Origin of the sequence: Oscillatoria sp. CS-180 (assembly GCF_028330965.1) — a bacterium.
GTDB lineage: Bacteria > Cyanobacteriota > Cyanobacteriia > Phormidesmidales > Phormidesmidaceae > Halomicronema.
Map to the genome: position 1 here is coordinate 131,397 of NZ_JAQMUB010000032.1, position 23,821 is coordinate 155,217.

Sequence of the window (23,821 nt, forward strand, 5' to 3'; positions counted from 1 at the left end):
TTCTTTTGCAAGAAGACGTTTATGACCCTGGGTAGATTTTAGTTGAGTATCGCGATTGACAAAATACTATCGGAAGTCATTTATCGCTTCCGTGGGCTTTGCGATTGCTAACGTTAGCGCAGCACCCAAACAGATCAAGCTGTTGCTATGGTGTCACTTTGAACAATCAACGGAACAGTTGCGCTAGCGTCAGCCATGTTCAAAGCTTGGAGAAATTCTAGAAGAGGTGAATTATGGCAATTGTTCGTTGGGACCCGTTTCGAGAGGTCATGGCAATTCAGCGTGAGATGAATCGTCTGTTTGATGACTTGGCGATGAATGGCGAGGGGCAGGAGGCAGGCTCTCGTCGTACAATGGGTTTTCTGCCCCCAGCCGAGATGGAAGAGAGTGATAGCAAGATTCAACTTAGGCTGGAAGTGCCTGGAATGAGTGCAGAGGATTTGGACATCCGAGTTATGAAAGAGGCAGTTGTTGTCAGTGGAGAGCGCAAAACCGAGTCTACTTCAGAGAAGAACGGTCAGAAGCGGTCAGAATTTCGCTACGGCAGCTTTAGCCGGACAATTCCTTTCCCGGTTCCAGTTGATAACAGCACTGTTCAAGCCGATTATAAAGACGGCATTCTCAAACTAGAGTTATCCAAGATGGAGGACAACTCTAACAAGGCTGTTAAGGTCAGTTTGGCTGGTTCCAATTCTGATAATGAACCTCAGTCCTAAGCAGGCTGAGTACTTGGGCCAGGGTTGATGAATATTGGGTGGACCGGGTCAAATAAAATGCCTTTGAACCCTGGCTCTAAGTCCTAAGAATCTCAATAACCCACATAGCTAGAACAGTCGAGAATCCTAAATACACTCCCGATGAGGAGTGAGTACATTTCTCTAGCTATATCCTTATCCTTCTGCCTTTAGCTATACTTGGAGGCTAGGTTTTTTGGCGGCTCTCATTTCTGTACTTGTCACTGTAACCCTATCACTTTTGATTACGCGCATTGCCACCGAAGCGATGGTCATGACTGGGCTATCTCGGCAAGCGGCTCAGTTTCAAGCTCGCTCCGCCTTCACGGGTGCCGGGTTTACGACGCAGGAATCAGAGCAGGCAACATCTCATCCCGTACGTCGGCAGATCATTATGTGGTTAATGCTGCTGGGAAACGCTGGTATTGTTACTGTTGTCTCTTCGCTGGTTTTGACGTTCATTTCCACAACAACATCTCAGCAAACGACTTTGAGATTAGCTACTTTAGGTCTGGGCCTTTTGATCCTTTGGGTCATTGCAACTGACCGAGGTCTCAATCGCTACCTAACACAGTTTGTTAAATGGGCATTGCATCGGTGGACTCGCTTAGATGTGCACGACTATGCGAGTCTACTACGACTTACCGACGAGTATACGGTGTCTGAACTCAAAATCGAGATAGATAGTTGGCTGGCAGATAAACAATTGTGTGAACTACGACTGCAAGCTGAAGGGGTAATAGTGTTAGGAATTCAACGTAGTACCGGAACTTATATTGGTGCGCCTCAGGGCAAAACGAAGGTTGTACCAGGAGATGTGCTTATTCTCTATGGACGGGACAAACCCCTTTTAGAGTTAGAAACCCGTTTAGAAGGACTATCCGGTGAGCAGAGCCATCGAGAAGCGATCGCTGAGCATCAGGCGGTCATTAATCGCGAAACTTTGCAAGATACGGTTACAAAGGTTAGTCACTAGTACCGCTACACAGAATTCAAAATGCAAAATTCAGAATACTCTGCGAGAAGAGCAAAGCTCTACAAAACTAAGGTGGATCAGCTTTCCCAAAGTTTTGAATGGTGAGCCTATTTTTGCCGTCGTATACTGGTGTTGGTTTTTGGTTCTATTTAGGAATCTAAGCTAATGGCGAGATCCGAATGGTGTAGCTCAAGGTGGACTGACTGCACTGCTCGGATTTAATATGCCCTGATACGGGGGCAGCTGCCGCTGGATGAGCTGCTGCTGCAAGGGCAATGTGGCGATCGCTCACGGCTAGACCATGCGTTGGATCAAATCCACGCCAGCCTCCTCCAGGAATATAGACCTCCGGCCAAGCGTGTAGCTCTCGGCTTTCTTGATCCGTGTCCCCTTCCTGATAGCCACTGACAAAGCGGGCCGCCAACCCCACCGCTTGACAGGCTGCCATGAACAGCACGGCAAAATCTCGACAGGATCCCGATTTCTGTATCAGGGTAACGTGGGCAGGTTGTGGCGTGCCCTTCGGACGATGGAGATAGTCGAACTCGTCGTAAATATTCTGCGTCAGCTGAGAGAGAAAAAAGCTGACGTTGCCCTCAACTTTTGAAAGCAGGGTTTGGGCAAACGTCACCACCTGGGGACTCAAGACCGTTGAAAGCGCTGGCTGTAGATAGGGTGTCAGGTAAGCCGCGATGGAACTGGGATAGTCTATGGGAGCAGCGATCGCCCAAGGCTCACTCAAATAATTAAAGGGATTGGTCCGAAAGGTTTCAACTGTTGCTTCAGTGTAAATGCTGAGTTCCGATATAGACTGTTTTGGAAACCATAGTTTTAAGCAAGCATTGCCATCCAGATCCAGCACGTCTGAGAGCTTATCAGGCTGTGGTTGAACGTTAATTGAAAACTGTCGAAGCATTTGACTGCCATCACTACGAGGGCGGAGCCTTACTGTATGTGCGCCAAGTTGGACCGGATGGTCATAGCGATAGGTTGTAGTATGAGAAATTTGATAGCGCACAGTAGGTTTAGCAGGCAGAGGGATAAATTAAGGCTTTCCGAACCCGTTGTCGGGGTCTCAAGGGATCTCCAGGGGAGAATTGAGATGTCATGAGCGTAGCGTAATGCACCACATATTTTTATTTTCAGAAATCTCCTTAAGAGGCTAAAGGAACCGCTACGAAATCTTCGTAGATGTGCTCACCCACAATGTTTAGCCGGGTCTGAAACTGATCTAAGAACTCATGCAGCCCTATTTCAAAGACCTCCTCTATAGTCATGTATTCCAGTTCTGAGCGCAGACGGCCCAATTTACGTTCGCTGCTGTTGCACCAACTGCCCACGGTTGTTCCTGTAATCTGATGGAGCGATCGCTCCGCCTGGATGAGGCAAAACTGAATAGATCGAGGAAACTCTTGATCAAAAATTAGAAATTTGGTGATGCTCTCAGGTGTGATGCGATGCTGGCGTTTGCGGTACATTTCATAGGCGCTGGCGGACTTAAGCAGAGCCATCCATTGAAGTTCATCCAGCGGACTGCCCACATCGGTGACTGAAGGCAGAAGAATGTAGTACTTCACATCTAGGATGCGGGCTGTCTTGTCGGCTCGTTCCAGTAGACGTCCTAACTGTCCAAAGTGCCAGCCTTCGTTATGGGCCATCGTCGCATCCATGACCCCAGCAAACAGATGACTAGCCAATTTAACTTCAGGGTAAAAGCGATAGAATTGCTCCTCCGTCGTTTCAGTCTGAGCCGCTTCCTTGACCCACAGGTAAAACGAGTTCACCTGCTCCCACATCTCTGAGGAGATCGTCTCACGCACTGCCCGAGCATTTTCTCTCGCTGATTTGACACAAGAGAGAACTGAGTTGGAATATTCGCTATCAAACGTCAAAAACTGTAGGACGTTCTGGGCATTGGCATCGCCATAACGTTCGTGAAACAGAGCCTTATCGCCCGTTGTCACAACCAGAGGCTCCCACTGTTGAGTAAAGCCACTTACCGGGGTATCCAGCAATAAGTTCAGATTGACCTCTACGAAACGGGCTACATTTTCAGCCCTTTCAACGTAGCGATTGAGCCAATAAATAGAATCTGCGACTCGGCTTAACATACGCCCTCCTTCACAACCCAGGTATCTTTGCTGCCCCCGCCCTGCGATGAATTTACGACCAGAGAACCTCGTCTCAGGGCCACCCGTGTGAGTCCGCCAGGGTTAACGTAAATGTCTTGCCCGTTGAGGATGAAAGGCCGCAAGTCAACGTGGCAGCCCTCAAACTGCCCCTCGATGAGCGTTGGTACCCGCGACAGACTCAAGACGGGTTGAGCAATGTAGTTACGTGGATTGGCTTTGATTTTCTCAGCAAACGTACTGCGTTCCTGTTGAGTAGCATGGCAGCCCATCAGCATTCCGTAACCGCCAGATGCATTGGTGGCTTTCACCACCAGTTGATCGAGGTGCGTTAAGACATGATCGCGCTGTTTGGGATCTTCGCAAAGATACGTGGGTACGTTGGACAGCAGTTGCTCTTCTCCCAGATAGTAGCTAATCATCTCAGGAACGTAGGCATAAATCATCTTGTCGTCGGCAACGCCTGTGCCTGGGGCATTGGCGATCGCCACGCGCCCATTTCGATAAACCTCCATCAGCCCCGGTATGCCCAGCATCGAATCGGGTCGAAATGCCTTTGGATCTAGGAAATCGTCATCGATTCGACGGTAGATTACGTCCACTTGCCGAAGCCCCTTTGTGGTTCGCATCTGCAAGTAGCCATCCGCTACCACCAAATCGCGTCCTTCCACCAGCTCAGCCCCCATCTGTTGAGCTAAAAAGGAGTGCTCAAAGTAAGCCGAGTTGTAAATTCCGGGTGTTAGCACGACGACGCAGGGGTCACTTAAATTATCAGGAGCTAGATTCAGCAGAGCTTCGAGAAGTTGACTCGCGTAATCATCGACAGGTTGAATATCCAAGGCTTCAAAGAATTTCGGAAATGAGCTTTTCATTACCCGACGATTTTCAAGTACGTAGGAGACCCCTGACGGACACCGCAGATTGTCCTCCAAAACGTACCAGTTGCCGTCTCGGTCTTTCACAAGATCCGTGCCTGTAATGTGGCACCAGATACCTTGAGGCGGTTGCAGGCCCATACAGGATTGCAGAAATCCAGGTGCCGACTCGATCGCCTCCCGAGGCACCACCTTGTCCTTCAGTATTTTTTGCTGATTGTAGATATCGTGAATAAAACAGTTCAGAGCTTCGATGCGCTGCTTCAAACCCCGCTCTAGATACTCCCATTCTTTGTGGGCAACAAAGCGAGGAATCACGTCGAAAGGAAATATTCGCTCGGTTCCCTGATTATCGCTATAGACGTTAAACGTTACCCCGAGCTTGAACAGCATGTTTTGAGCGGCTGACTGTCGCCTCAATAATTCTTCGATGGGTAGAGCTTGTATCCGCTCAATCAGTGCTGCTGCCTCTGGACGCGGGGTGCCCTTAGCAGTAAACATCTCATCGAAGAAATCGCCAGGATCATAGGTCTCCAAGCAGGTCATATGCACTCTCCATGCCGACCGAACCACACATACTTGTTTGTTGGACCTGCAAACTGTAAAACTCCATACTCTATTGGGAAGTTACAGGTTTATTTCAGTCAGAGAAGTTCGTTGTCGTGAACGTAGACATTTCATCAATGGCTTAGAAGCTCATCCGATGATTGTTTCGATCCGGAGTACAGAGAGGGGGCAGCTTATTTACGGATAGTACAGGGGCCAATTCATGAAATGCTTGTAAACACGGTGATAAGGACATCTTGTGAGTGCTAAATTATACATATTTAGGTGTGCGTTTGTATTGTTTTGTTGGTTTGCCCGTTTCTAAAGATTCAATGTAGAGGTCATCACTTATGGTGCCCGGCTCTGTACTTAACCTGTCTGACCTGAACGGCATTAACGGCTTTGTCATCAGCGGTATTGACCCGTATGACTATTCAGGAGCCATTATCAGTGATGCTGGAGATGTCAATGATGATGGTTTTGATGATGTCATTATTGGTAGCTATGGTGCTGATCCGAATGGTCTGAGCGATGCCGGTGAAAGTTATGTCATATTTGGCACCGATCAGCCTTTTTCTAAGCGTTTTGAGCTTGCTGATCTGAATGGCGAAAACGGCTTCGTTTTGAGTGGTATCAATAGTGGCGATCGCTCCGGTCGGGCTGTTAGCAGTGTCGGTGACGTTAACAACGATGGGATTGACGACCTGATCGTTGGTGCCTATACCGCTGATCCGAATGGTCTGATTCAAGCGGGGCAGACCTATGTCGTGTTCGGTAGTTCTACCTTGGGAACAGGTGGAAATTTTGCTCTATCTGACCTGAATGGAATAAACGGTTTCATCATCAACGGTATCGCTCAAGGAGATCGCCTGGGGCGCCGCGCTGTTGCTGGAGCAGGCGATATTAATGGCGACGGTATTGATGATTTTATAGTTGGTGCCTATGGTGCAAATTCCGAAGCGGGTCAGAGCTATGTGATATTTGGCGATGGCTCACTTGGCAAGAACGGTAACTTCGACCTAACGTCCTTAAACGGTGATAACGGGTTTGTTCTTAATAGTGTTAGATCAGGCGAGCGCTCAGGATTTGATGCCAGTGGTTTGGGCGATATCAATGGTGATGGCCTTGATGATCTGATCGTCGGTTCTCATGGAAGTGGAAGGGCCTATGTCGTATTTGGCTCGGATCAAGGCTTTTCAGAGAGCCTTGATTTAGCTGACCTAAATGGTATCAATGGTTTTACGGTCTATGGTTTTAGCCGTTCTCGTCGGAGCTTTGCGAGATCCGTCAGTGGGGCAAGCGACATTAACGCTGATGGTTTTCAAGATGTTCTGATTGGTGAAAGGGACGCAGGCAAAACATACATTTTGTTTGGCAGTGCTTCAGTTGGCAATGCTGGAAGCTTTGACGTCAGAAATTTAGACGGGAGTAATGGTTTCGTTGCCGATGGAGGGGGATTCAGCGCGGGTGGAACTGCCCGAAGCGCTGGGGATATCAATGGTGATGATATTTCTGACATTATCATTGGTGCCGATAGACTTGGTGGAACCGGCGGCGGCTATATCATCTACGGAGGAACCTCTATCGGTGAAACAGGCGTTCTTGATCTATTTGATATAGATGGCAGTGACGGCTTAACTATCAGAGGTGTCGATCAATTTGACTTCGCAGGATGGGCTGTCAACAATGCAGGTGACTTCAACAACGATGGTTTTGACGATTTCCTCATAACAGCACCCTTTGCAGATCCTGATAGGCGCTCTGAAGCAGGTGAAAGCTATATTGTTTTTGGCCGAAAACCCTCGCTTGTTTCCCTCGTCAGCAACGCTACGACAGTGGGTGAAAGCGGAGGAGTTGCTCGCCTTACCGTTTCTCGAAGACTAGAAGACATTGCTGGAGATCTCAGTGTTGGTCTTGATCTCAGCGGCAGTGCTGATGCTGCTGACTATCGCTTCAGTGACGGTGTTGTCAGTGACAACACATTGACGGTAATTATTCCAGATGGTCAGACTAGTGTAGATGTCTTAATTGCGGCAATCGATGACTCTCGCGTTGAGTCTACAGAATTTCTCGAAATTGAACTGACGCGCAGTTTTACATACGTAAATGCGCCTGAGAGCGATACTTCCACCATTGCGATCGCAGACAACGACCTCTCTGAAGTCAACATCATCCTGAGCATCCCGCAAGACGCTAAAAGCCGAGACCTATTCCAACTGGACGGCTTCACGGTACGCGCTCCTGGCCGCTTTGGCTTTTCCGTGAGCGATGCGGGCGATATTAACGGCGATGGTATCGATGATGTCGTGATTGGTGCCCCTGGCTATGGTTCTCAATCAACTGCAGGAACAAGCCATGTGATTTTTGGCTCAGACAAAGGCTTTGATTCTACTCTTAACCCCTCTGAAATAAATGGGAGTAATGGCTTTGTCATTAACGGTATCAATATTCGCGACAGAGCTGGTCAGTCAGTCAGCGGAGCGGGCGATGTTAATGGAGATGGTTTCGACGACATTATTATTGGCGCGCCTTTCGTTAATACTCCTTCTCATACCGACGTCTCTACTGGTGCAAGCTATGTCGTGTTTGGGGCAGCTCAGGGGTTTGGGACTAGTTTCAATCTAGCTGACCTCGATGGGAGCAATGGTTTTGTCCTTGAAAAGCCCAGGGGATTTGACCGTATCGGTACTTCTGTCAGTAGTGCAGGCGATTTCAACAACGATGGAATAGATGACATCATTATTGGTGGACCCGGTACATACGGTGAAAGCTATGTCGTATTTGGCTCTGATAAGGGCTTCGATGCGTCTTTCGACCTTTCAAATTTGGATAGTCGTAATGGTTTCACCATCTATGGCATTCGGGGAAGGAATTTAGGAACCTCTGTTAGCAACGCCGGTGATGTTAACGGCGATGGAATAGACGACGTCATTATCAGCGAATCTGGTTTTAACAGTAGAAGCTATGTAATCTTCGGTTCTCATAAAGGATTTGACGATTCTCTAGATCTTGCCACTTTAGACGGTACTAATGGCTTTGCAATCTTTGGGACTGATAAATCTAATTCTTTGGGATTTTCTGTAAGCGGCGCAGGTGATATTAACGGTGACGGTCTAGATGACGTCATTATTGGTGCAAGAGGAGCAGATCCTAATGGTGAAAGTGATAGTGGAGAGAGCTATGTAGTCTTCGGTTCCGATGAAGGCTTTGATAGTGCCCTCGATCTCTCTTTGTTAAATGGTCAAAACGGCTTTGCCATCAGTGGTGTCAGTAGATCTGATCAGTCTGGCAGTTCTGTGAGTGGTGTTGGGGACGTCAATGGCGATGGTTTGGATGATCTCATTATTGGCGCATTAGAGGAAAGCTACATCGTATTTGGTGCAGAAACCTTCGCCTCCCATGTTGCTCTTTCTGCGCTAAATGGCGATAACGGGTTGGTTATTACTGGTAACCAGAGCAGTGGCTACTTTTCGAGTGCGAATAGTTTTGTTAGCAACGCTGGAGACATTAATAGTGATGGTATTGCCGATTTCATTGTCGGTTCGGACAGAAGAGGAGTCAGTCGAATTGTTTTTGGCTCTCCGACCCTGAAACTTCCACAAAACAGCTTTCTTGAGGGGGGTGCTATAACTTTATCGGTCTATCGTAGCAATGGCAGTTCCGGCGACGTGGAGGTTGTCATTGATTTGGGGGGGACTGCAAACTTCAACGATTACCGCGTCTTTGGAGGGATTGTCGAAGATCGTCAGCTCAAAGCGATTATTCCAGACGGGCAGGAACAGACTGACATCGTTTTCAGGCTCACAGATGATGATCGAGGCGAAGATGATGAAACCATAACCGTTTCAATCTCTGACAGCTCAGCATACACGATTGGTTCTGAAGGGACGAGTCATATCACTATTGTTGATAACGATGTCGCTCCTGCTCTGGAAAGCATCACCCGTCACTTTCCTATTGATGCAGCAACCGATGCCGATACGCTGGTTTTCCGGGCAGCTTTCAGCAAAGCAGTTCAAAACGTTGGTGCTGAGGACTTCACCGCGATCGGGACGACTGCGACTGTTATGGACGTTACTCAAATGAGTGACTCAGAATATGACGTTATGGTCTCTGGAGGCGATCTTGCTGCTCTTACAGGAATGGTTGGCCTCGATTTGGCCTCTACACAAGATATTGCTGACCTTGAAGGCAACGTGCTCACAGATAGCGAACCGCTCATTAATGAGACCTACACTGTTGCTAAACAGACGCCGCGATCGCCTGTTTTCACCTTCAGACAATATGTACAGTTTCAAGCTTTAGACGAAGGCGTTGTTCCTACCTTGGATGAAGAGCTTTATCTGCTAGCAAATTCCGATGTTAAAACGGCTGTTGACAGCGGTGACTTGCCGAATGGATTTCAGCACTACAGCCTGTTTGGGGCTTCTGAGGGCCGCCCTTTACTGCCACTCAATCTTGAACTAGGTGGTCTCAAGATGGCGGACTTTTTTGATGAGACCTACTACCTTGCTCAGAATCCAGATGTTGCTAGGGGCGTCAATCAAGGTTTATTCACCTACGGATTTGAACACTTTTTGAAATTTGGTTTAGCTGAAGGGCGTAACCCCAGTAGCTTCTACAATGAAGTGTTCTATTTGGAGAATAACCTTGACGTCAAATCAGCTGTTAAAAACGGAGTTTTGAGTAGCGGATTAACGCATTTCGTCCAAATTGGGCATGTTGAGAATCGAATTGCTAGTGAACAGTTTGATCCTCAAGATTATTTATCAAACCATTCTGATGCACAAGCAGCCATTGAAGATGGTGTTTCAACCAGTGGCTTCGACTATTATTTGGAACATGGATCGGATAATGACAGGTTTGCTAGCCTGCTGTATGAGGAGGCTTTTTATTTAGAGCAAAATCCAGAAGTCGCTGATGCGGTCAATGCCAAGGATTTTGAGTCTGGTTTTGAGCACTATGTCAGCTTTGGGCAGCATGAAGGTCGCAACCCAAGTTCACTATTTGATGAAGGCGCTTATCTCCGCATGTATCCGGACGTTGCATCGGCTGTTGACAATAACAACTTATCTAGCGGCTTTGAGCATTACTTCCGTTTTGGCCGAGCAGAAGGTCGAGCACTTGTGTAAGCAGAATTACGAGGTCGAGTTATTGCGTGGTCAAGCAGCCTTTCAATCAAGACGCGATCGCCCTCACTCCGAATTTACGGCTAAGTTAGACCACTTGGGATAGGCCAAGTTATGCTTGGCAAATATCTTCTTCGCTCGCACGGTCAAGTCAGTTTTGTAGATAAACTCGTCGCGGGCGTCGAGGGGATAGCACTTTAGTTTGAACAGGCTGCCCCAGCTTTGGTCTTCCATAACGACGATGATCGGTAGACCCAAGTGGGTGTATTTGCTGGTGTGAGCAATGCGATACAGAATTCGTTTGACTAATTCCGCATCGACCTCATGACTGAGATAAAACTCCGTGACAACCTGAGCTTCCAATTCACCCATATTGGCGTTGGAGACTGAGTTTGTCCAAATATGATTGTGGGGAACGGTGACGATATTGTCTTCTGGTGTGCGAAGCCGGATACCCCGAAGGCCATAGCTCACTACCTCACCATATTCATCAGCAATTTCGATGCGATCGCCTACTCGATAGGGCGTTTCAAACAGGCCAATAATGCCTGCAATCACCGAGCTAGCATAGTCCTTGAAGGCAAATCCCAGCGCGACAGCTATTGTTCCCGTCACCGCTAACACATTCTCCTGAGACAGTCTCAGGAATAAGTTCATCAGTGTGATAACCGTAAGGGTAATGACAAAAGTCCGAGCAAAGGGTTGAAACTGCATCACTTGCAGTCGATTTTCCTTGGCAACTCGTTCTGAAAGCCAATTAACCAGCCAATCCACAGCTTTGATGGTGAGGTAGGCGATGATAACGATGAACAACGCCTGAATGAGTTTAGTTCGGGTAATCTCAGTAAGAATTTCTCGGGTTTGATTGGCCGTATCGCTAGCCACCTCACTGGCAGCCTCGCCTGCGGCATCGGCGGCATCTTCAGCAGTGTCTTTTGCAGCTTGGGCTATCAAAGTGAAGAACATAAAGGTCATCCGCTAGTCCTGAATGTTGATAACAAAATTGTTGCTTGCCAGTTTCCGCTTCAGTTGCGGGTAGTGCAGTGGATTGACCTTGAGGATGTGGTCGCGCTGCTCAATCAGACCACTGCTGCGTAAAATCTGAACGGAATTATTGACCCACGGCGTCTCTTCTCCCAAGCTGTCAGCGAGTGCTGACAGCGTGAGATCTCCATGCACTAGCAGAGAATAGAGGATGTAGAGTTCATTCTGTTCTATTTCAGGTAAAGCGGGAAGTCTGGGCAGCTTACAGACAACATTATGCCTAAGCGCCACTTCTTGATCGCTATCGTTTGCCTCAGGTTTATGAGCAGCGTTAGAGGGTTCGGTGGTCTTGTCGGCTTTACGTTCTTTATCGTAGTAGATTGATTTGACAAATAGCTGTAGCGCGATGGTGCCAACGCCATCGGACAATCTTGCCAAGCGACGAAAATACTCTTGCCAGGAAGAATCCGAACCGTCGTCCTTTGCGGTTTCTGGGTTGAGCGATAGCGTATCTTGCTTCACACTGCGGAATAGAGACCTCAAAAACACTACTGTTCCATCAATCAGCGCCACTGTTGTTTTTGTTGGTGACTCTGAGGAAGCCTCTTTCAATTCTTGAAGTCGCTCTCGAATTGAGTCCTCGTCGAGTTGAATATTCAGGGTTTCAATAACCGGCATCAGCCAGTCCTGCATCTGCTGACCTGATAGCTTGGGCAGCGTAATGACTTCGCCACAGTGAGCCTGTAGTTTTAAGACGGAATTGAGGTATCGAAAACCTACCTGCCCACTGCCAATGATCCAAAATCGACGGCGATCGCCTAGCAACTCATCTCGCAGATAATCAATGCCGTCTAGTCCCTCAGCCGTTCGCAAAAAGCACCAACTCAAGTTAGGAATAACGGCAACGCTGGTACTCGGTTCTGCATCATCAACCGCTAGCTTCTCTCGCAGCTTTGATTTTATTTCTTGTGAATCTACCGGACGCTCAACCCAATTCAGCGGGACCAGAGTTAATTTGTTCTCATCAGCCCAGTCTGTCAGACTCTCGGTGAGAATGCGGGCTACCGCAGAGACAGGACTGGCAATAACGATCAAGGAGTTGTTTGTAGCGCTAGGGTGTTCTTGCCAATGGGCGATCGCGTCAGAAAGAGCCTCTAAAACCGCACTTTTGCTGTCTGGATGACTCGGCAACTCGTGGACTAAGGTCTTGAGCTTTTGTTCGATTTCAGGCGGTAGCTCCGTAAGAGTTTCATTAACTTTGGACGGTTTCACCGGGTCCTTCGCCAGTCGCTTCATCCGAAAAGGCCGCTTTTTCAGGAGCCAATTCCTTAACTGCTCAACCAAGTTTGCCATCAATACCGCTTCTCTTTTCTAAAGCTGTTAAGGGTGAGACTGAAGATATTGCAATTCAAGGATGCTTAAAGTCACAGTCTGAAATTGCAGATAAGCTACTACGGCCCAATATCAATTTATCGCAGTATTTTCGTTGGCTCTTATACAGTTGGAGAGAATTGCGTACGAAAGAGGTTCAACGTCATCAGTGCATACTTGCGTTGCTGGAGATACAGTGGAAATTATCATTCTGGAACAATCGCAAACATCTCAATTACCCCAAGTTACAGAAATAGACTACCCTCTCCAAGGAACAGTACTACGCTATGACGATCCTTTTGAGCCAGTAGTCTCTGCTGAAGACTGGGAAGTCTTGAAATGATCGTTTTAGACACACACGTTTGGATCTGGTGGGTTAATCGTAGTGATCGCCTGACAGAGCGATTGGATGATCTGATCAAGCTCAGTCAGCTAGTCCGGAAGCTTGAAAGATAGCCTTAGCGGTTAGCGTTAGCTGAGGAAAAGTTGGGGAAAAGATACGATCGCGGCCTCGAAATTGCTGAAGCCGATATTCGCCATTCTCAAGGGTGTAAACCGAGATGGCAGGTGTTTTTGGAGAGTCGATGTAGCGAGTTGCCCCCAAGGCCAGATAATGCCGATCCAATATTCCAGGATGTCTAGGGTTTCATACTCGGCGAGCTTATACAGATAGTCATCTCGCCAGTTAGTCGAACTGACCTCTACCGCTAATTGAATCGGGTCTTCTAAGGCGGCATAAGCCTTCGGTTCAGACATCCAAACGGCTCTGTCAATCACACTCACGTCGGGAGTACGCCCCTGAATAAGACCGTCATCTCGTCGGGTTTTGACTGAGGCAAAACGCGAGATCTTATAGTTGAGGCGATCGCGCTTCACCTCATCACGAAACGCATCGTAGATAAAATCAGCGACGTCATCATGGGCTCGGGTTGCCATCAGTTGAACTCGCTCACCGTTGACTAATTCATAGCGGTTGCCATCCTCTGGCGTTGTCTCCAGAAATTCAAGAAAGCTAAGCGGGGGAGCAATGGCTTGAGTCATTGTGACGGATAGTTTCAGTTAGTTAATAGCAAAGGTATAGACGGTATTTAGCTTACAGACTACCCTGTGCAAAGAATAGTGCTGCGTCATGACAACGGTCCTTGCGAGTCAGCGGTATCTGTCGAAGAATGAGAAGCCTCAAGATGAGTATCTCGATGCTGATCAAGCACCCCATTCAAATAGCTTTGCATCTCTTCAGCCCCTGGATATCCAGGCAAAACCTTTAACAGCATTTTTAAGTCATAAATAGCTTCACGAATTTTCAGAGAGGAAGGATCCTTTGAAATAGCTTCTTGATAAAAGTTTTGGGATTGCTCTAAATCTTTATTGATGAGGTGAAAAATGGCTAGACCAAAGATATTGTCTGTGTCTTCTGAATCCTTTTCATAATCTTCTTCTGCTAGTGCTATTACTTTAGCAATTGCGGCTTCAGCCTCATCAGATTTTTGCAGAGCTAGGTAAACAATAGCTTGTACACAATAAATGAGATCGTTGTTGAGACCAAGCTCTATGGCACGATGACATTCCTCCAATGCTTTTTCGAATCTGTGCATCAGTAGGTAAGTAAAGCTACGCTGAGCAATCGCCCATTCGTATTCAGGATCAAGCTCAACGGCCCGGTCAAAATCAGCCAGTGCTTCCGAATAACGTTCTATCAACCGATATGTCTGTCCTCGTTTACTAATTACCCATTTGTCTTCAGGATCAAGCTGAATAGCCCAGTCAAAATCAGCCAGTGCTTCCGAATAACGTTCTATCAATCGATACGTGAAGCCCCGCTGAGCGATCGCCCAATCGTATTCAGGGGCAAGCTCAATAGCGTGGTCAAAATCAGCCAGTGCTTCTGAATAGCGCTCCATCAGTTGATATGTAAAGCCCCGCTGAGCGATCGCCCATTTGTATTCAGGATCGATCTGAATAGCCCGGTCAAAATCAGTCAGTGCTTCTGAATAGCGCTCCATCAGTTGATATGTAAAGCCCCGCTGAGTGATCGCCCATTTGTATTCAGGATCGATCTGAATAGCCCGGTCAAAATCATCCAGTGCTTCTGAATAGTTCTTCATCAATCGATACGTAATGCCTCGACCAGCGAACGCCCAGGTATAGTCAGGCTTAATTTCAATAGCCTTATCTAGATCTGCCAATGCTTCTGAATAGCGCTTCATTGCTCCGTAGGCAGCACCGCGATTAGCGAGCGCGCGTGTGTAATTACGATCAAATTCAACTGCATCCAGAAATACAGCTATCGTTTTACCGAAGCGTTTCACAATATGGCTGTTGGCTAATCTGTATTGTCCCAGGTCAAGCCTAGTTCTACGAGTGAGGTTAGCTAATGGTTTTCTATAGCGTTTTGTAAGCCGATAGGATGTACTCCAAAAAGCAATTGCTTTCTTGAAAAATGATTTTAGATAGGATCTAAACTGTCCTTCTTCAAAGCCTTCAAATTCAGCGATTGAGCGGTTGAATAGGTTAAGAGCATGGTCGTCGTGATCTTGCCGTAGTTCAATACGGCCTAAACAGAAATAAATATTGGCTTTAGAAATCGATGTTAGTGATGAATCTTCCTCAATTGCCTCAGTTAACATGCTTTTGGCGATGTCAAGATTATCGCTTTTATAGAAACTAAAACCTAGCTGTGATTTCAAACTAGACTTAAGGTCTTGAGCGTCTTTATCTTCTGTCAAAACGCCAAAGTCATATTCCATCAGCAGACGCGGAATAATATCTCGCTCGTCTTGTTGATAAAAGGCATTCTTTTTGGTGACTTTTTCTAACTGTGACTTAACACTCTCCGATAAACTCTTAAACCGAATCACCACCATGCGCCAGGCCCAAAAATCAGGGGCGAATTTGGCGACGCGGTTCAAGGACTCGTCCGGCAGAAACATCAGAATGGGGTGGGGGACGCTTTCCGTGAAGCTGTTGCGGACCCAGTTCAGGTCTTGTAGGACGAGCGGGTAGTCGCCGACCATGCCGATGGAGGCTTCCAGTCCGGTCAGGAGCAGCACGAGTTTTTTATTAGGGTCACGCTCAATCTTTGATAATTCTTTGACGAGTTCATCCCGCAGAAACCGGAGATTGGGATCGTCGAACTTGAGCTTAACAAACTGAATATCCTGACAGTCGGGATGCTTCTGGAGGGCTTTGACGATGGCAGCGCGGTCTTCGGGGAAGTTGGCGGAGACGAATCCTAAGGTGAATTTTTCTGCGGCGAAGTCTACAAATGTCACCAATTGACGAAAGGCATCGTCATTTGCCTGCAAAAACGCTTGGGTAGATGGGGATGCCGCAGAGTCAGGTGTCATCGTTGTTGTGAGCTGCCGCTTCTTTGAAAGGAATGCTGTTCTTTACAACTGGATTCACGTAGTTCCAGCGCTTGCCGCCGCCTTCATATTCAAGGACTGACGTATTAAAAAGCATTTTCTGCCCATCTTTATTTTGATCGATCCGTTTCGTTTTGCAGATCTCAGCCAGTAGGGAATAGTGATGGGAGGGGATGATGCGCTCGAAATTGATTTGCTCTTGCTGGATAGCATATTGCACATCGTCCGCCTCAATCTTTTGATGACCCCGCGTTGCCGCTGTTAGGCAGGCCATTGCCGTCATCTGCATCAGTTGACGCACATGCCCACCACTCGCTGCCACGAGTTGAATAATTAAGTCATCATCTGAAAACACAGTTTTGTGCTCGATGCGCTGGGTGATTAGTTGGGCCAACCGCTTGAGCGCGTTTAGCTCATACTTGGGATCTTGCTGACCAGCGGCATCGAACTGGTAAATGTTCACCATCGGCACCACGTTAGGAGAACCAAAAGTATTGTTCAGATTTTTGTCTGAGTACACTACCGAAATCGGTACCGTATAAATCACTGTACATTTCAGCTCTTGAAGCTGTGTGGCGTAGTCGAAGTAGAGGCGATCGCCCACAATCGGCGGCACCAAATCCAAGCTGTCAAAAATCACCAGATAGCCTTTTTCATAGCCGTGCTGCTGCACCCTCACAAAGGCATCTTCTAGCAGCAGATTCATGTCGCTTTTCAGACGACCAATATCCTGCTGCAAGGTTTCTCGAATCCGTTTCTTCTGAACGTTCGATCCCTTGAGCTGTGCGAGAAGCTTAGTCAGCAGCTTAGACAGAAAGGGGATCTCAACGCCTACTTCAGCGCTGGCGGTTAAGCTCACAGACTTTTCAACAGACTCTTCCGTCTCTTCTGTAATCTCCAAAAACCACTTTTGGAAATTGGTCAGCAGCCGCTCATCGAAGGTGAGTCCCAGTTTGGCTAAGTCATCGGAGACCTGTTTGATGATGACTAGATATAGGTCAGTGTAGTCCACGTCGCTGATGTCGGTTTCGCTATCGGTTTCCAGATAGATCACTCGATAGGTGGTTTGCCAACGCTTTTGTAAACGACGGAGTTCTGTACTTTTACCTGAGCCTCGGTGTCCGGTAAACAATACGCTACGGAATTGGCCGGGCGCTGCAAACTCCAATCGGGTGCTGACACTGCTGATGGCATCGCTGCTGCGAACCGCAGACAAATCAACGTAGTAACGCTGCAACGCTTCGTCTTTCAGCGGTCCGACGTCACAGAGTTGAAAAGCTTCCTTTAGCGTTTTGGCACGTCCTTCCGGTAAAGCAACCATAGAGAAAGGGGTGAACGGAATGTCAGGCGATCGCTCTGCGTCTGCCGTGATATGAGGGTTGCGGCAACTATAGCATTGAGCAATCCTCTGTGAGGCAACTTGATGTTTCAGGCCACAGATCGGCAGTCTCATACTGGGGCGATCGCTTCTAATCCTACGGCCATGCGGTTTCTATGGCTATGCGGTGCTTATTCTAGCTTCTGACTTCTAATTCCTGCTGTAGCAAGGCACAGCAACTAACAAAACCAATTATCGTGTGGGTACTGCTCGGTTTGGGGGTTCCGCGATGATAGGGGTTAATCCTGCCTCTCAAGTTGTTGCTGCACTGATTCTGGGACTGCTGATTGCGTTGACTTGCCAACTGTTGTTGACGAATTTGGGGCTAGCGGTTGGCATCACCATTTGGGGCGGGCAGTCTCAGCCCAATGAGGAGGACGCAGAGGGCAGTGAGGAGGACGATGCTTTATCCATCAGCCTCGGCACGCTTGGCTTTGCAGCAGGGTTTGGACTGTTGTTGACGGTTAATGGTGTGCTGTTCGTAGCCTGCTATGGAGCGGTCAAATTTTGTGCGCCGGCTACGGCTTTTTCTGGAGCGATGCTGGGGTTAGCGATCTGGTCGGCCTATCTATTGACAATGACGTGGATTAGTACCCGCGCCACTAATTCGCTGGTGGCATTTATTCTCAGCTCGGCGGTGACGGGATTGCGGCAGATTTTTGACGTGCTGGGTTCGGTGATGCAGACGGTGGTGGGCGATCGCAACACTGACGCACTGACTCCTGCCGCAGTGACTGGGCTAGTCCAGCAGGAAATGCAGTCAACCCTAGATCAGATTGATATTCCCGGTCTGATTGAAGAGTACATCGACGAGCAAATGCCACCACAGTTTCAATGGGAGACGCTACAGTCTCAGCTGGAAAAGACGTTGCAGGACTCTGATTTAGCTAAGCCTGAGCGGCAGGGATTTCTGTCGCAGCTTGATCCGGGGGTATTAGTACAGCGGATTAGAGACGAGCTGGGCTTTACAGGGGACATTGCAGATGCGATCGCAGACCTATTCAAGCAAATTTGGCAGCAGTTCACAGAAGGTCGTCCTCGTCCCTTGCAACAGCTACAGGATCTCTTGTCTAGTGCTCCATTGACCGAACTAACTTCAACAAACATAGGTGAGCTGCTGAAGAGTGTTCAGCAAGAAATTGCGAATCCTTCAGAAGATAAAGAAGACAAAACTGAAAGCTCAGCGTCAACCGAAGAGACGCCTTCATCCCTACTGGAGCAGACATTCGATGAAAGCGCGATCGCTCGTCAGATAGGGGCAACTTTGCGACAGCGCATTGATTTAAGTGACCTGGATGTTGAAACCGTTTGGCAGCAAATTAGTCCACTGCTGCAAGACTGGTTGCCTGAGGTCACTTCGTTCGGCAGCAGTGAACGAGTGGTGCGAGACGATGTGAGCGAATACCTACAACAGTTAGCCCCCTGGCAGTTAAATGCTGAAGTCTTACAGCAGGAGTTCCAGGACGTTCTTATTGATCCAGAAGCTGCTACCGATCAAGTTTTGGCTCAGGTTCAGGCGTTGAAGCGAGATGACTTGATCGAGAGTTTGCAGCGACGAGGTGATCTTACAACCCATCGTGTTGAGGCGTTGGCGACTGAATTAGAAGAGTTGCGACAGTCGGCGATCGCTACTCTGACTTCAGCACATTCCTCAACGGCAAGTGATGCTGAGGGTGAAGCCATTCTGGAACCCACTCAGGAACAGGCTGACGCGATCGCGGAGATTCAGCAAAAGTTAGAAGATTATCTGCACTACACCAGCCTCAGCCAAATTTCTTCTGAGAGCCTGCATCAAAAAGTCCAGACCCTAGTCGAAGACTCTCCTGTTGCCGCGAAGGATCTGCACCAGGTTAAACCTCAGCTTCCACTCGCTCCCCTGGTCGAGGTTCTTGACAGTCGTCAGGGCTTGGAATCAGATCATCGAGAGCAGATCCTCCAGCAGGTACAGGCAGCATGGCAGCAATCAACGGATACCAGTGAGTCCATCAGCTCCGAAGTCGCGATCGCAATTGAAGGTGCGCTCTTGCTTGGCATCTCTCAGCTCATTGCCAACCCGATCAATGTTCAAGATTTGCTGCCCAAGCTCATGGAGCCATTGGAGCATGTTGTGAGTGAGCCAACTGACTTGCGGCGATCGCTCAATCAAATTGACTGGGCCGCCTTACACCAAAAGGCACAATCTCAATTGAATGCCTCAGACACCCAAATTGAACAGGCTATTTACCAGGTCCGTGTAGCCCTCATAGACTTTCTCAAACCACCCAAGCGATGGGCACTGCGACGGACGGCTGCAGCTCGGGGTTTTTGGGATAGCGTGACGGAGTACTTCGCTCACAGTAGCCCTGACCAGCTTGAACCGGAAGCCGTTCGCCGCAATTTGGCGTGGTTATGGCAGCTATCCAACCCAGGACTCGATTCCGTGCACTCTTTGTCAGCAGACATAATTCAGGACGTCAGCCAAATTGACTGGAATGCTCTTAAACAAGTACTTTCACAGCGTAAAGACTTAGCTGTTGAGCAGGTTGAAGCTATTTGGCCCGTGGTAGAAGCTTTCCTTGAGGAACTGCTACATCAGGCAAACAGGGCACGTCAGCAGGCACAAGCGTCCCTCGAATCGTGGTTTGAAACGGTGAAAGTCCTTCTACAAGATTCCGAACAGCTGTCGTTTGATCCGAGACGGCTGAAAGCAGACGTGCGATCGCTCCTGAAAGACTCGTCCGGCTCCTTTGCTGCCTTAGTGAAACCGCTCAAAGTTCTGGAATCGGAGGGTTTCGCCTCTGCGATCGCTCAGATGAGTCAGGACGCTATGCATCAGCTGCTCAAAGCTCAGGGCGTGCCGGAACTCCTGCTAGCTCAGGCAGAGGGGATTCAAACCTGGATCTACGATCGCCTAATCGCGGTAGAGCAGGATATTCAACAGCGTCAGACGGCCCTTAAGCAAGCTGCCCTGCAACAACTTAACGATGCCCGTAAAGCACTGGCGGCGGCGGCATGGTGGCTATTTGCGATCGCGCTCACCTCAGCGATAACAGCAGCGGGAGCTGGAATTGTCGCTGCGATCGGCTTCACTGAAATTTTCATCAGACTGAATTGATATAGCGGCATGCACTTGCATCAAGCACACCCTATTCCCTATGCCCTGCTCCCTTAAGATACTGAGATGTACTTGACCAAGCTGCACAGGGCTATATCTTCTGGCGATCGCCCGATGAACCCCTAACCATATCGTCCTCACTGGGGCTGTGCGCAGCTTTCAGCTCTGCCAGCCTATCGGAATCATGTATTCTTGAGGGGTGTGAATGGTCTATTCATATCTGGGTAAATAATTTGCTTATATGCTTAGCCAAAGGGGTCGATGACGAAAACTATGACGCAAAAACGTCTATCTACTGGTGTTGCAGGATTAGACACCGTTCTCAGTGGAGGACTTATTCCGAATCAAGCTTATCTCATACGCGGGAAGACCGGCACTGGCAAGACGACTTCAGGGCTACATTTTTTGACTCAAACCAGCAGTGAAGAAACGGCATTGTTCATCACCTTGGGGGAAGCTGAAGCGAAGATTCGTCACAATGCCGAGAACTTAGGGTTTGATCTCACTAATATTCACTTCTTAGACCTGGGTCCCTCTGCCGATTTTTTTGCCGCTGATAAATCCTACGACATTTTCTCACCGGCTGATGTCGAACGCGGATCAATTACCGAGCAAATCGTGCAGAGCGTTCAGACGCTTAAGCCTAAACGTGTCTTTATTGATTCGATTACGCAGTTTCGTTACCTAGCTAGGAACAGCTATCAGTTTCATCAGCAGATGCTTTCATTTATTCGCTATCTGATAGATGAGGGGGCCACCACGCTGCTAGGTTCTGAAATTGGGAATCTGACTCCAGATGACGATTTGCAATTTCTTAGTGATGGCATTATCACACTGCAAGCCTTAGATGATAGACGGACTATACAGGTCGACAAATTCCGGGGTTCTAGCTTTATTGAAGGGACCCATTCACTTCGGCTAGACGACGACGGGATGTGTGTTTTTCCTCAACTAAAACCCGATAAGTTTCGCCGCAGTTTCGAACCCACTATCATTTCATCTGGTGTTCCGGCTCTGGATGAACTGATGCATGGTGGACTTGAAAGAGGCACTATTACCATCATTACGGGACCAACAGGCGTCGGTAAAACCACCTTTGGTATCCAGTTCATGAAAGAGGCTGCGGGGCGGGGTGAACGCTCGGTGGTGTATACCTTTGAAGAGTCGGAAGCCAGTATCCTGCATCGCTGTGAGGCCATCAACATCCCTGTCAAAGCAATGGTGGAGCAGGGAACCCTTAACATTGACGCCGTTGAAGCATTAGCACTCACTCCTGAGGAGTTTGTTCAGGCTGTGAGACAGGAAGTAGAAAACCAAAACACTCGGATTGTCATGCTCGACAGCATTTCAGGCTATCGTCTGTCTATTCGCGGTGATAACTTGGTCAATCATATTCATGCCCTGTGTCGCTATTTACAAAACATGGGTGTCACGACCCTATTGGTCAATGAAATTGAAGGTGTGACAGGAGACTTCAAAGTCACTGGTCAGGGCCTTAGCTATCTAGCTGATAACATTGTGTTTTTCCGCCATTTGGAGATTAGAGGGGAACTTCGCAAAGCGATCGGCGTACTGAAGAAACGACTGTCCAACTTTGAGCACACACTTCGAGAATTCGAAATCACCCGCTACGGGATTAAAGTAGGCCCCCCCTTGTCCAATTTACGCAATATCCTAAGCGGGGTTCCAGAACAGATACCACCGTCTTCTCACTCTGAGTAGTGATATGACTACAGCAGGCTCTATCCTCTGTATAGGACGTAATCGACGCAATCAGGAACTCTTACATCAGGTCCTGACGACAGCAGGCTATTCTGTTGAAGTTGCACTAACTTACGAAGACCTCTCTATTGACGAGCTGGTGGAAGAGAATGGGCGAGCTTCTGTGTCGCTCATATTACTAGACGTTACTGGCTTTGATGCCAGAATATGGCAGTTTTGTCAGGCATCTAGCAGCCGGGCAATTCCGCTATTCATTATCACGCCATCCGATAGCGCACATTTGCTAGAACGTCATACGCCTTGTATACGACTGCTGGTTAAACCTTTAGATATCCGTAGTTTGCTGACATTGCTTGCCCATACGCTGCAAATTTCTCAATGAGTAAAAGTAGTCTCTTACTCTTGTTGAATAACAATGAGAACAGACGTCTGCTGATAGAGCGGTTGACGCCTCAGTTTGAGATTATTCTGCCTCTGCAAGCAGCCTCCAGCTTAGAAAGTGTCGAAGTGGGTACTTTTGATCTGATCATCCTTGATCTAGCAGGATTAAAGAATTGGCATTCAAAACTAAACCTTTGGCGACAGGCGACAGACCCTACCTTTCTACCCGTGGTTGCGCTGCTGCCGCAAAATACAGTTGGAGGGTTGCCACTTGATATTCGCTATCAGATCGACGAGTTGGTAACTACCCCCGTTGACCCTGAGGAACTAGATATTCGTATCGCAATTTTGCTCAGGACACGCGATTTGTCCCATAAGGTCGTTCGCCAAAATCAGCAGTTAGAAGAAATGAATAGGCTGAAAACGCGATTTGTTTCAGTCGTTTCCCATGAATTTCGCAACCCTCTATCGGTAATTTCGGGAATGATTCAAATTCTTGAAACGACCCAACAGAATTTATCAGCTGAAAAGGAGAAAAACATATTTAAGCGAGTCCGCAACTCTGTTAGCAAACTCATTGCATTGTTAGACGACTTGCTTGTATTTGATCGCAATGCCTCTTCTCAAGTCAGCTTCAATCCTGCGATCGTTGACATTGCAAGCCACTGTGAAAAATTACTGGTAGACCTTGAGTCGAGTACTAGCGGTACTCGCAAAATTAACTTTCAAATTCAAGGAAAATCCTCTGACGTGTATGTTGATACTGCTCTGATAGACACCATCCTCAACAACTTATTGTCGAATGCACTGAAGTATTCACCGATTGGTTGCCCTGTTGAACTATCCCTAAACTATGGTCAGGGCGAACTTGTCTTCGAAGTCAAAGACCAAGGCCGAGGTATTCCTGTAGAAGATCAGCCAGCCCTTTTTGACGCTTTTTTTCGTGCTCGAAATGTAGGAACTGCTCCAGGGACAGGACTCGGCCTCAGCATCGTCAAACAGTGCGTAGAGCTACATCAAGGAGCGATCGCTTTTGAGAGCCAAGTTGATCAGGGGACAACCTTCACCGTGACGCTTCCCTCAGCGATGGATGCAAGTGTTTGATGGTTTCGCGGTTGGAGCTCAATAAGGACGCAG

At 48.1% G+C, this 23,821-nt stretch carries 15 protein-coding genes; 7 read left to right on the forward strand and 8 right to left on the reverse strand.

Annotation, left to right across the window (positions count from 1 at the left end; all coding sequences use genetic code 11):
• The first annotated feature begins 233 nt into the window (after positions 1-233).
• Complete coding sequence (locus PN498_RS07550; protein ID WP_272062110.1) at positions 234-716, forward strand: Hsp20/alpha crystallin family protein; 483 nt, start codon at positions 234-236, stop codon at positions 714-716.
• A 214-nt stretch (positions 717-930) separates the two neighbouring features.
• Positions 931-1,710: a TrkA C-terminal domain-containing protein gene (locus PN498_RS07555; protein WP_272062111.1), complete on the forward strand. Its 780-nt coding sequence runs from the start codon at positions 931-933 to the stop codon at positions 1,708-1,710.
• A 157-nt stretch (positions 1,711-1,867) separates the two neighbouring features.
• On the opposite strand, the gene PN498_RS07560 is transcribed toward PN498_RS07555, so the two are convergent.
• The 3 genes from PN498_RS07560 to PN498_RS07570 all read right to left on the reverse strand — a co-directional run bounded on the left by PN498_RS07560 (position 1,868) and on the right by PN498_RS07570 (position 5,260).
• Positions 1,868-2,728 (reverse strand): transglutaminase family protein, encoded by an 861-nt coding sequence (locus PN498_RS07560; RefSeq protein WP_272062112.1) that lies wholly within the window; start codon positions 2,726-2,728, stop codon positions 1,868-1,870.
• A 136-nt stretch (positions 2,729-2,864) separates the two neighbouring features.
• The gene (locus PN498_RS07565) at positions 2,865-3,821 is read right to left on the reverse strand and encodes an alpha-E domain-containing protein (RefSeq protein ID WP_272062113.1); all 957 of its coding nucleotides are present in this window, start codon (positions 3,819-3,821) and stop codon (positions 2,865-2,867) included.
• Positions 3,815-5,260 (reverse strand): circularly permuted type 2 ATP-grasp protein, encoded by a 1,446-nt coding sequence (locus PN498_RS07570; protein WP_272062114.1) that lies wholly within the window; start codon positions 5,258-5,260, stop codon positions 3,815-3,817. Before PN498_RS07570 ends, PN498_RS07565 begins: the two co-directional genes overlap by 7 nt.
• A gap of 350 nt (positions 5,261-5,610) precedes the next feature.
• On the opposite strand from PN498_RS07570, the gene PN498_RS07575 reads away from it, so the two are divergent.
• Entirely contained in the window at positions 5,611-10,392 is a 4,782-nt protein-coding gene (locus PN498_RS07575; RefSeq protein WP_272062115.1) for a beta strand repeat-containing protein, read from the forward strand.
• A 63-nt stretch (positions 10,393-10,455) separates the two neighbouring features.
• Here PN498_RS07575 and PN498_RS07580 read toward each other — a convergent pair whose 3' ends face one another.
• The 5 genes from PN498_RS07580 to PN498_RS07605 form a co-directional block, all read right to left on the reverse strand.
• Positions 10,456-11,364, reverse strand: a complete 909-nt coding sequence (locus PN498_RS07580) for a mechanosensitive ion channel family protein (protein WP_272062116.1) — start codon at positions 11,362-11,364, stop codon at positions 10,456-10,458.
• Positions 11,365-11,367: 3 nt separating this feature from the next.
• A complete protein-coding gene (locus tag PN498_RS07585; protein ID WP_272062117.1) occupies positions 11,368-12,726 on the reverse strand; it encodes a hypothetical protein in 1,359 nt (452 codons plus the stop codon).
• 489 nt (positions 12,727-13,215) lie between these two features.
• Positions 13,216-13,785 (reverse strand): Uma2 family endonuclease, encoded by a 570-nt coding sequence (locus PN498_RS28475; RefSeq protein WP_334312231.1) that lies wholly within the window; start codon positions 13,783-13,785, stop codon positions 13,216-13,218.
• An 86-nt stretch (positions 13,786-13,871) separates the two neighbouring features.
• Positions 13,872-15,674 (reverse strand): tetratricopeptide repeat protein, encoded by a 1,803-nt coding sequence (locus PN498_RS07600; RefSeq protein WP_272062119.1) that lies wholly within the window; start codon positions 15,672-15,674, stop codon positions 13,872-13,874.
• A 406-nt stretch (positions 15,675-16,080) separates the two neighbouring features.
• Positions 16,081-17,562, reverse strand: a complete 1,482-nt coding sequence (locus PN498_RS07605; RefSeq protein WP_272062120.1) for an ATP-binding protein — start codon at positions 17,560-17,562, stop codon at positions 16,081-16,083.
• A gap of 154 nt (positions 17,563-17,716) precedes the next feature.
• On the opposite strand from PN498_RS07605, the gene PN498_RS07610 reads away from it, so the two are divergent.
• From PN498_RS07610 to PN498_RS07625, 4 genes are all read left to right on the forward strand, one after another.
• Complete coding sequence (locus tag PN498_RS07610) at positions 17,717-20,581, forward strand: hypothetical protein (RefSeq protein ID WP_272062121.1); 2,865 nt, start codon at positions 17,717-17,719, stop codon at positions 20,579-20,581.
• Positions 20,582-20,854: 273 nt separating this feature from the next.
• Positions 20,855-22,303 (forward strand): ATPase domain-containing protein, encoded by a 1,449-nt coding sequence (locus PN498_RS07615; RefSeq protein ID WP_272062122.1) that lies wholly within the window; start codon positions 20,855-20,857, stop codon positions 22,301-22,303.
• Between the two features lie 4 nt (positions 22,304-22,307).
• Positions 22,308-22,685, forward strand: coding sequence for a hypothetical protein (locus tag PN498_RS07620; RefSeq protein ID WP_272062123.1), 378 nt, complete (start codon positions 22,308-22,310; stop codon positions 22,683-22,685).
• The gene (locus tag PN498_RS07625; RefSeq protein WP_272062124.1) at positions 22,682-23,788 is read left to right on the forward strand and encodes an ATP-binding response regulator; all 1,107 of its coding nucleotides are present in this window, start codon (positions 22,682-22,684) and stop codon (positions 23,786-23,788) included. The genes PN498_RS07620 and PN498_RS07625 overlap by 4 nt, the downstream gene beginning before the upstream one ends.
• Positions 23,789-23,821 lie beyond the last annotated feature (33 nt).

Excerpts from the sequence above, each read along its gene's own strand:
- PN498_RS07610 (WP_272062121.1), top strand. The coding sequence starts at position 17,717 with ATGATAGGGGTTAATCCTGCCTCTCAAGTTGTTGCTGCACTGATTCTG.
- PN498_RS07570 (WP_272062114.1), bottom strand. The coding sequence starts at position 5,260 with ATGACCTGCTTGGAGACCTATGATCCTGGCGATTTCTTCGATGAGATG.
- PN498_RS07605 (WP_272062120.1), bottom strand. The coding sequence starts at position 17,562 with ATGAGACTGCCGATCTGTGGCCTGAAACATCAAGTTGCCTCACAGAGG.
- PN498_RS07620 (WP_272062123.1), top strand. The coding sequence starts at position 22,308 with ATGACTACAGCAGGCTCTATCCTCTGTATAGGACGTAATCGACGCAAT.
- PN498_RS07600 (WP_272062119.1), bottom strand. The coding sequence starts at position 15,674 with ATGTTTCTGCCGGACGAGTCCTTGAACCGCGTCGCCAAATTCGCCCCT.
- PN498_RS07565 (WP_272062113.1), bottom strand. The coding sequence starts at position 3,821 with ATGTTAAGCCGAGTCGCAGATTCTATTTATTGGCTCAATCGCTACGTT.
- PN498_RS07615 (WP_272062122.1), top strand. The coding sequence starts at position 20,855 with ATGACGCAAAAACGTCTATCTACTGGTGTTGCAGGATTAGACACCGTT.
- PN498_RS07575 (WP_272062115.1), top strand. The coding sequence starts at position 5,611 with ATGGTGCCCGGCTCTGTACTTAACCTGTCTGACCTGAACGGCATTAAC.
- PN498_RS28475 (WP_334312231.1), bottom strand. The coding sequence starts at position 13,785 with ATGACTCAAGCCATTGCTCCCCCGCTTAGCTTTCTTGAATTTCTGGAG.
- PN498_RS07580 (WP_272062116.1), bottom strand. The coding sequence starts at position 11,364 with ATGACCTTTATGTTCTTCACTTTGATAGCCCAAGCTGCAAAAGACACT.
- PN498_RS07585 (WP_272062117.1), bottom strand. The coding sequence starts at position 12,726 with ATGGCAAACTTGGTTGAGCAGTTAAGGAATTGGCTCCTGAAAAAGCGG.
- PN498_RS07550 (WP_272062110.1), top strand. The coding sequence starts at position 234 with ATGGCAATTGTTCGTTGGGACCCGTTTCGAGAGGTCATGGCAATTCAG.
- PN498_RS07625 (WP_272062124.1), top strand. The coding sequence starts at position 22,682 with ATGAGTAAAAGTAGTCTCTTACTCTTGTTGAATAACAATGAGAACAGA.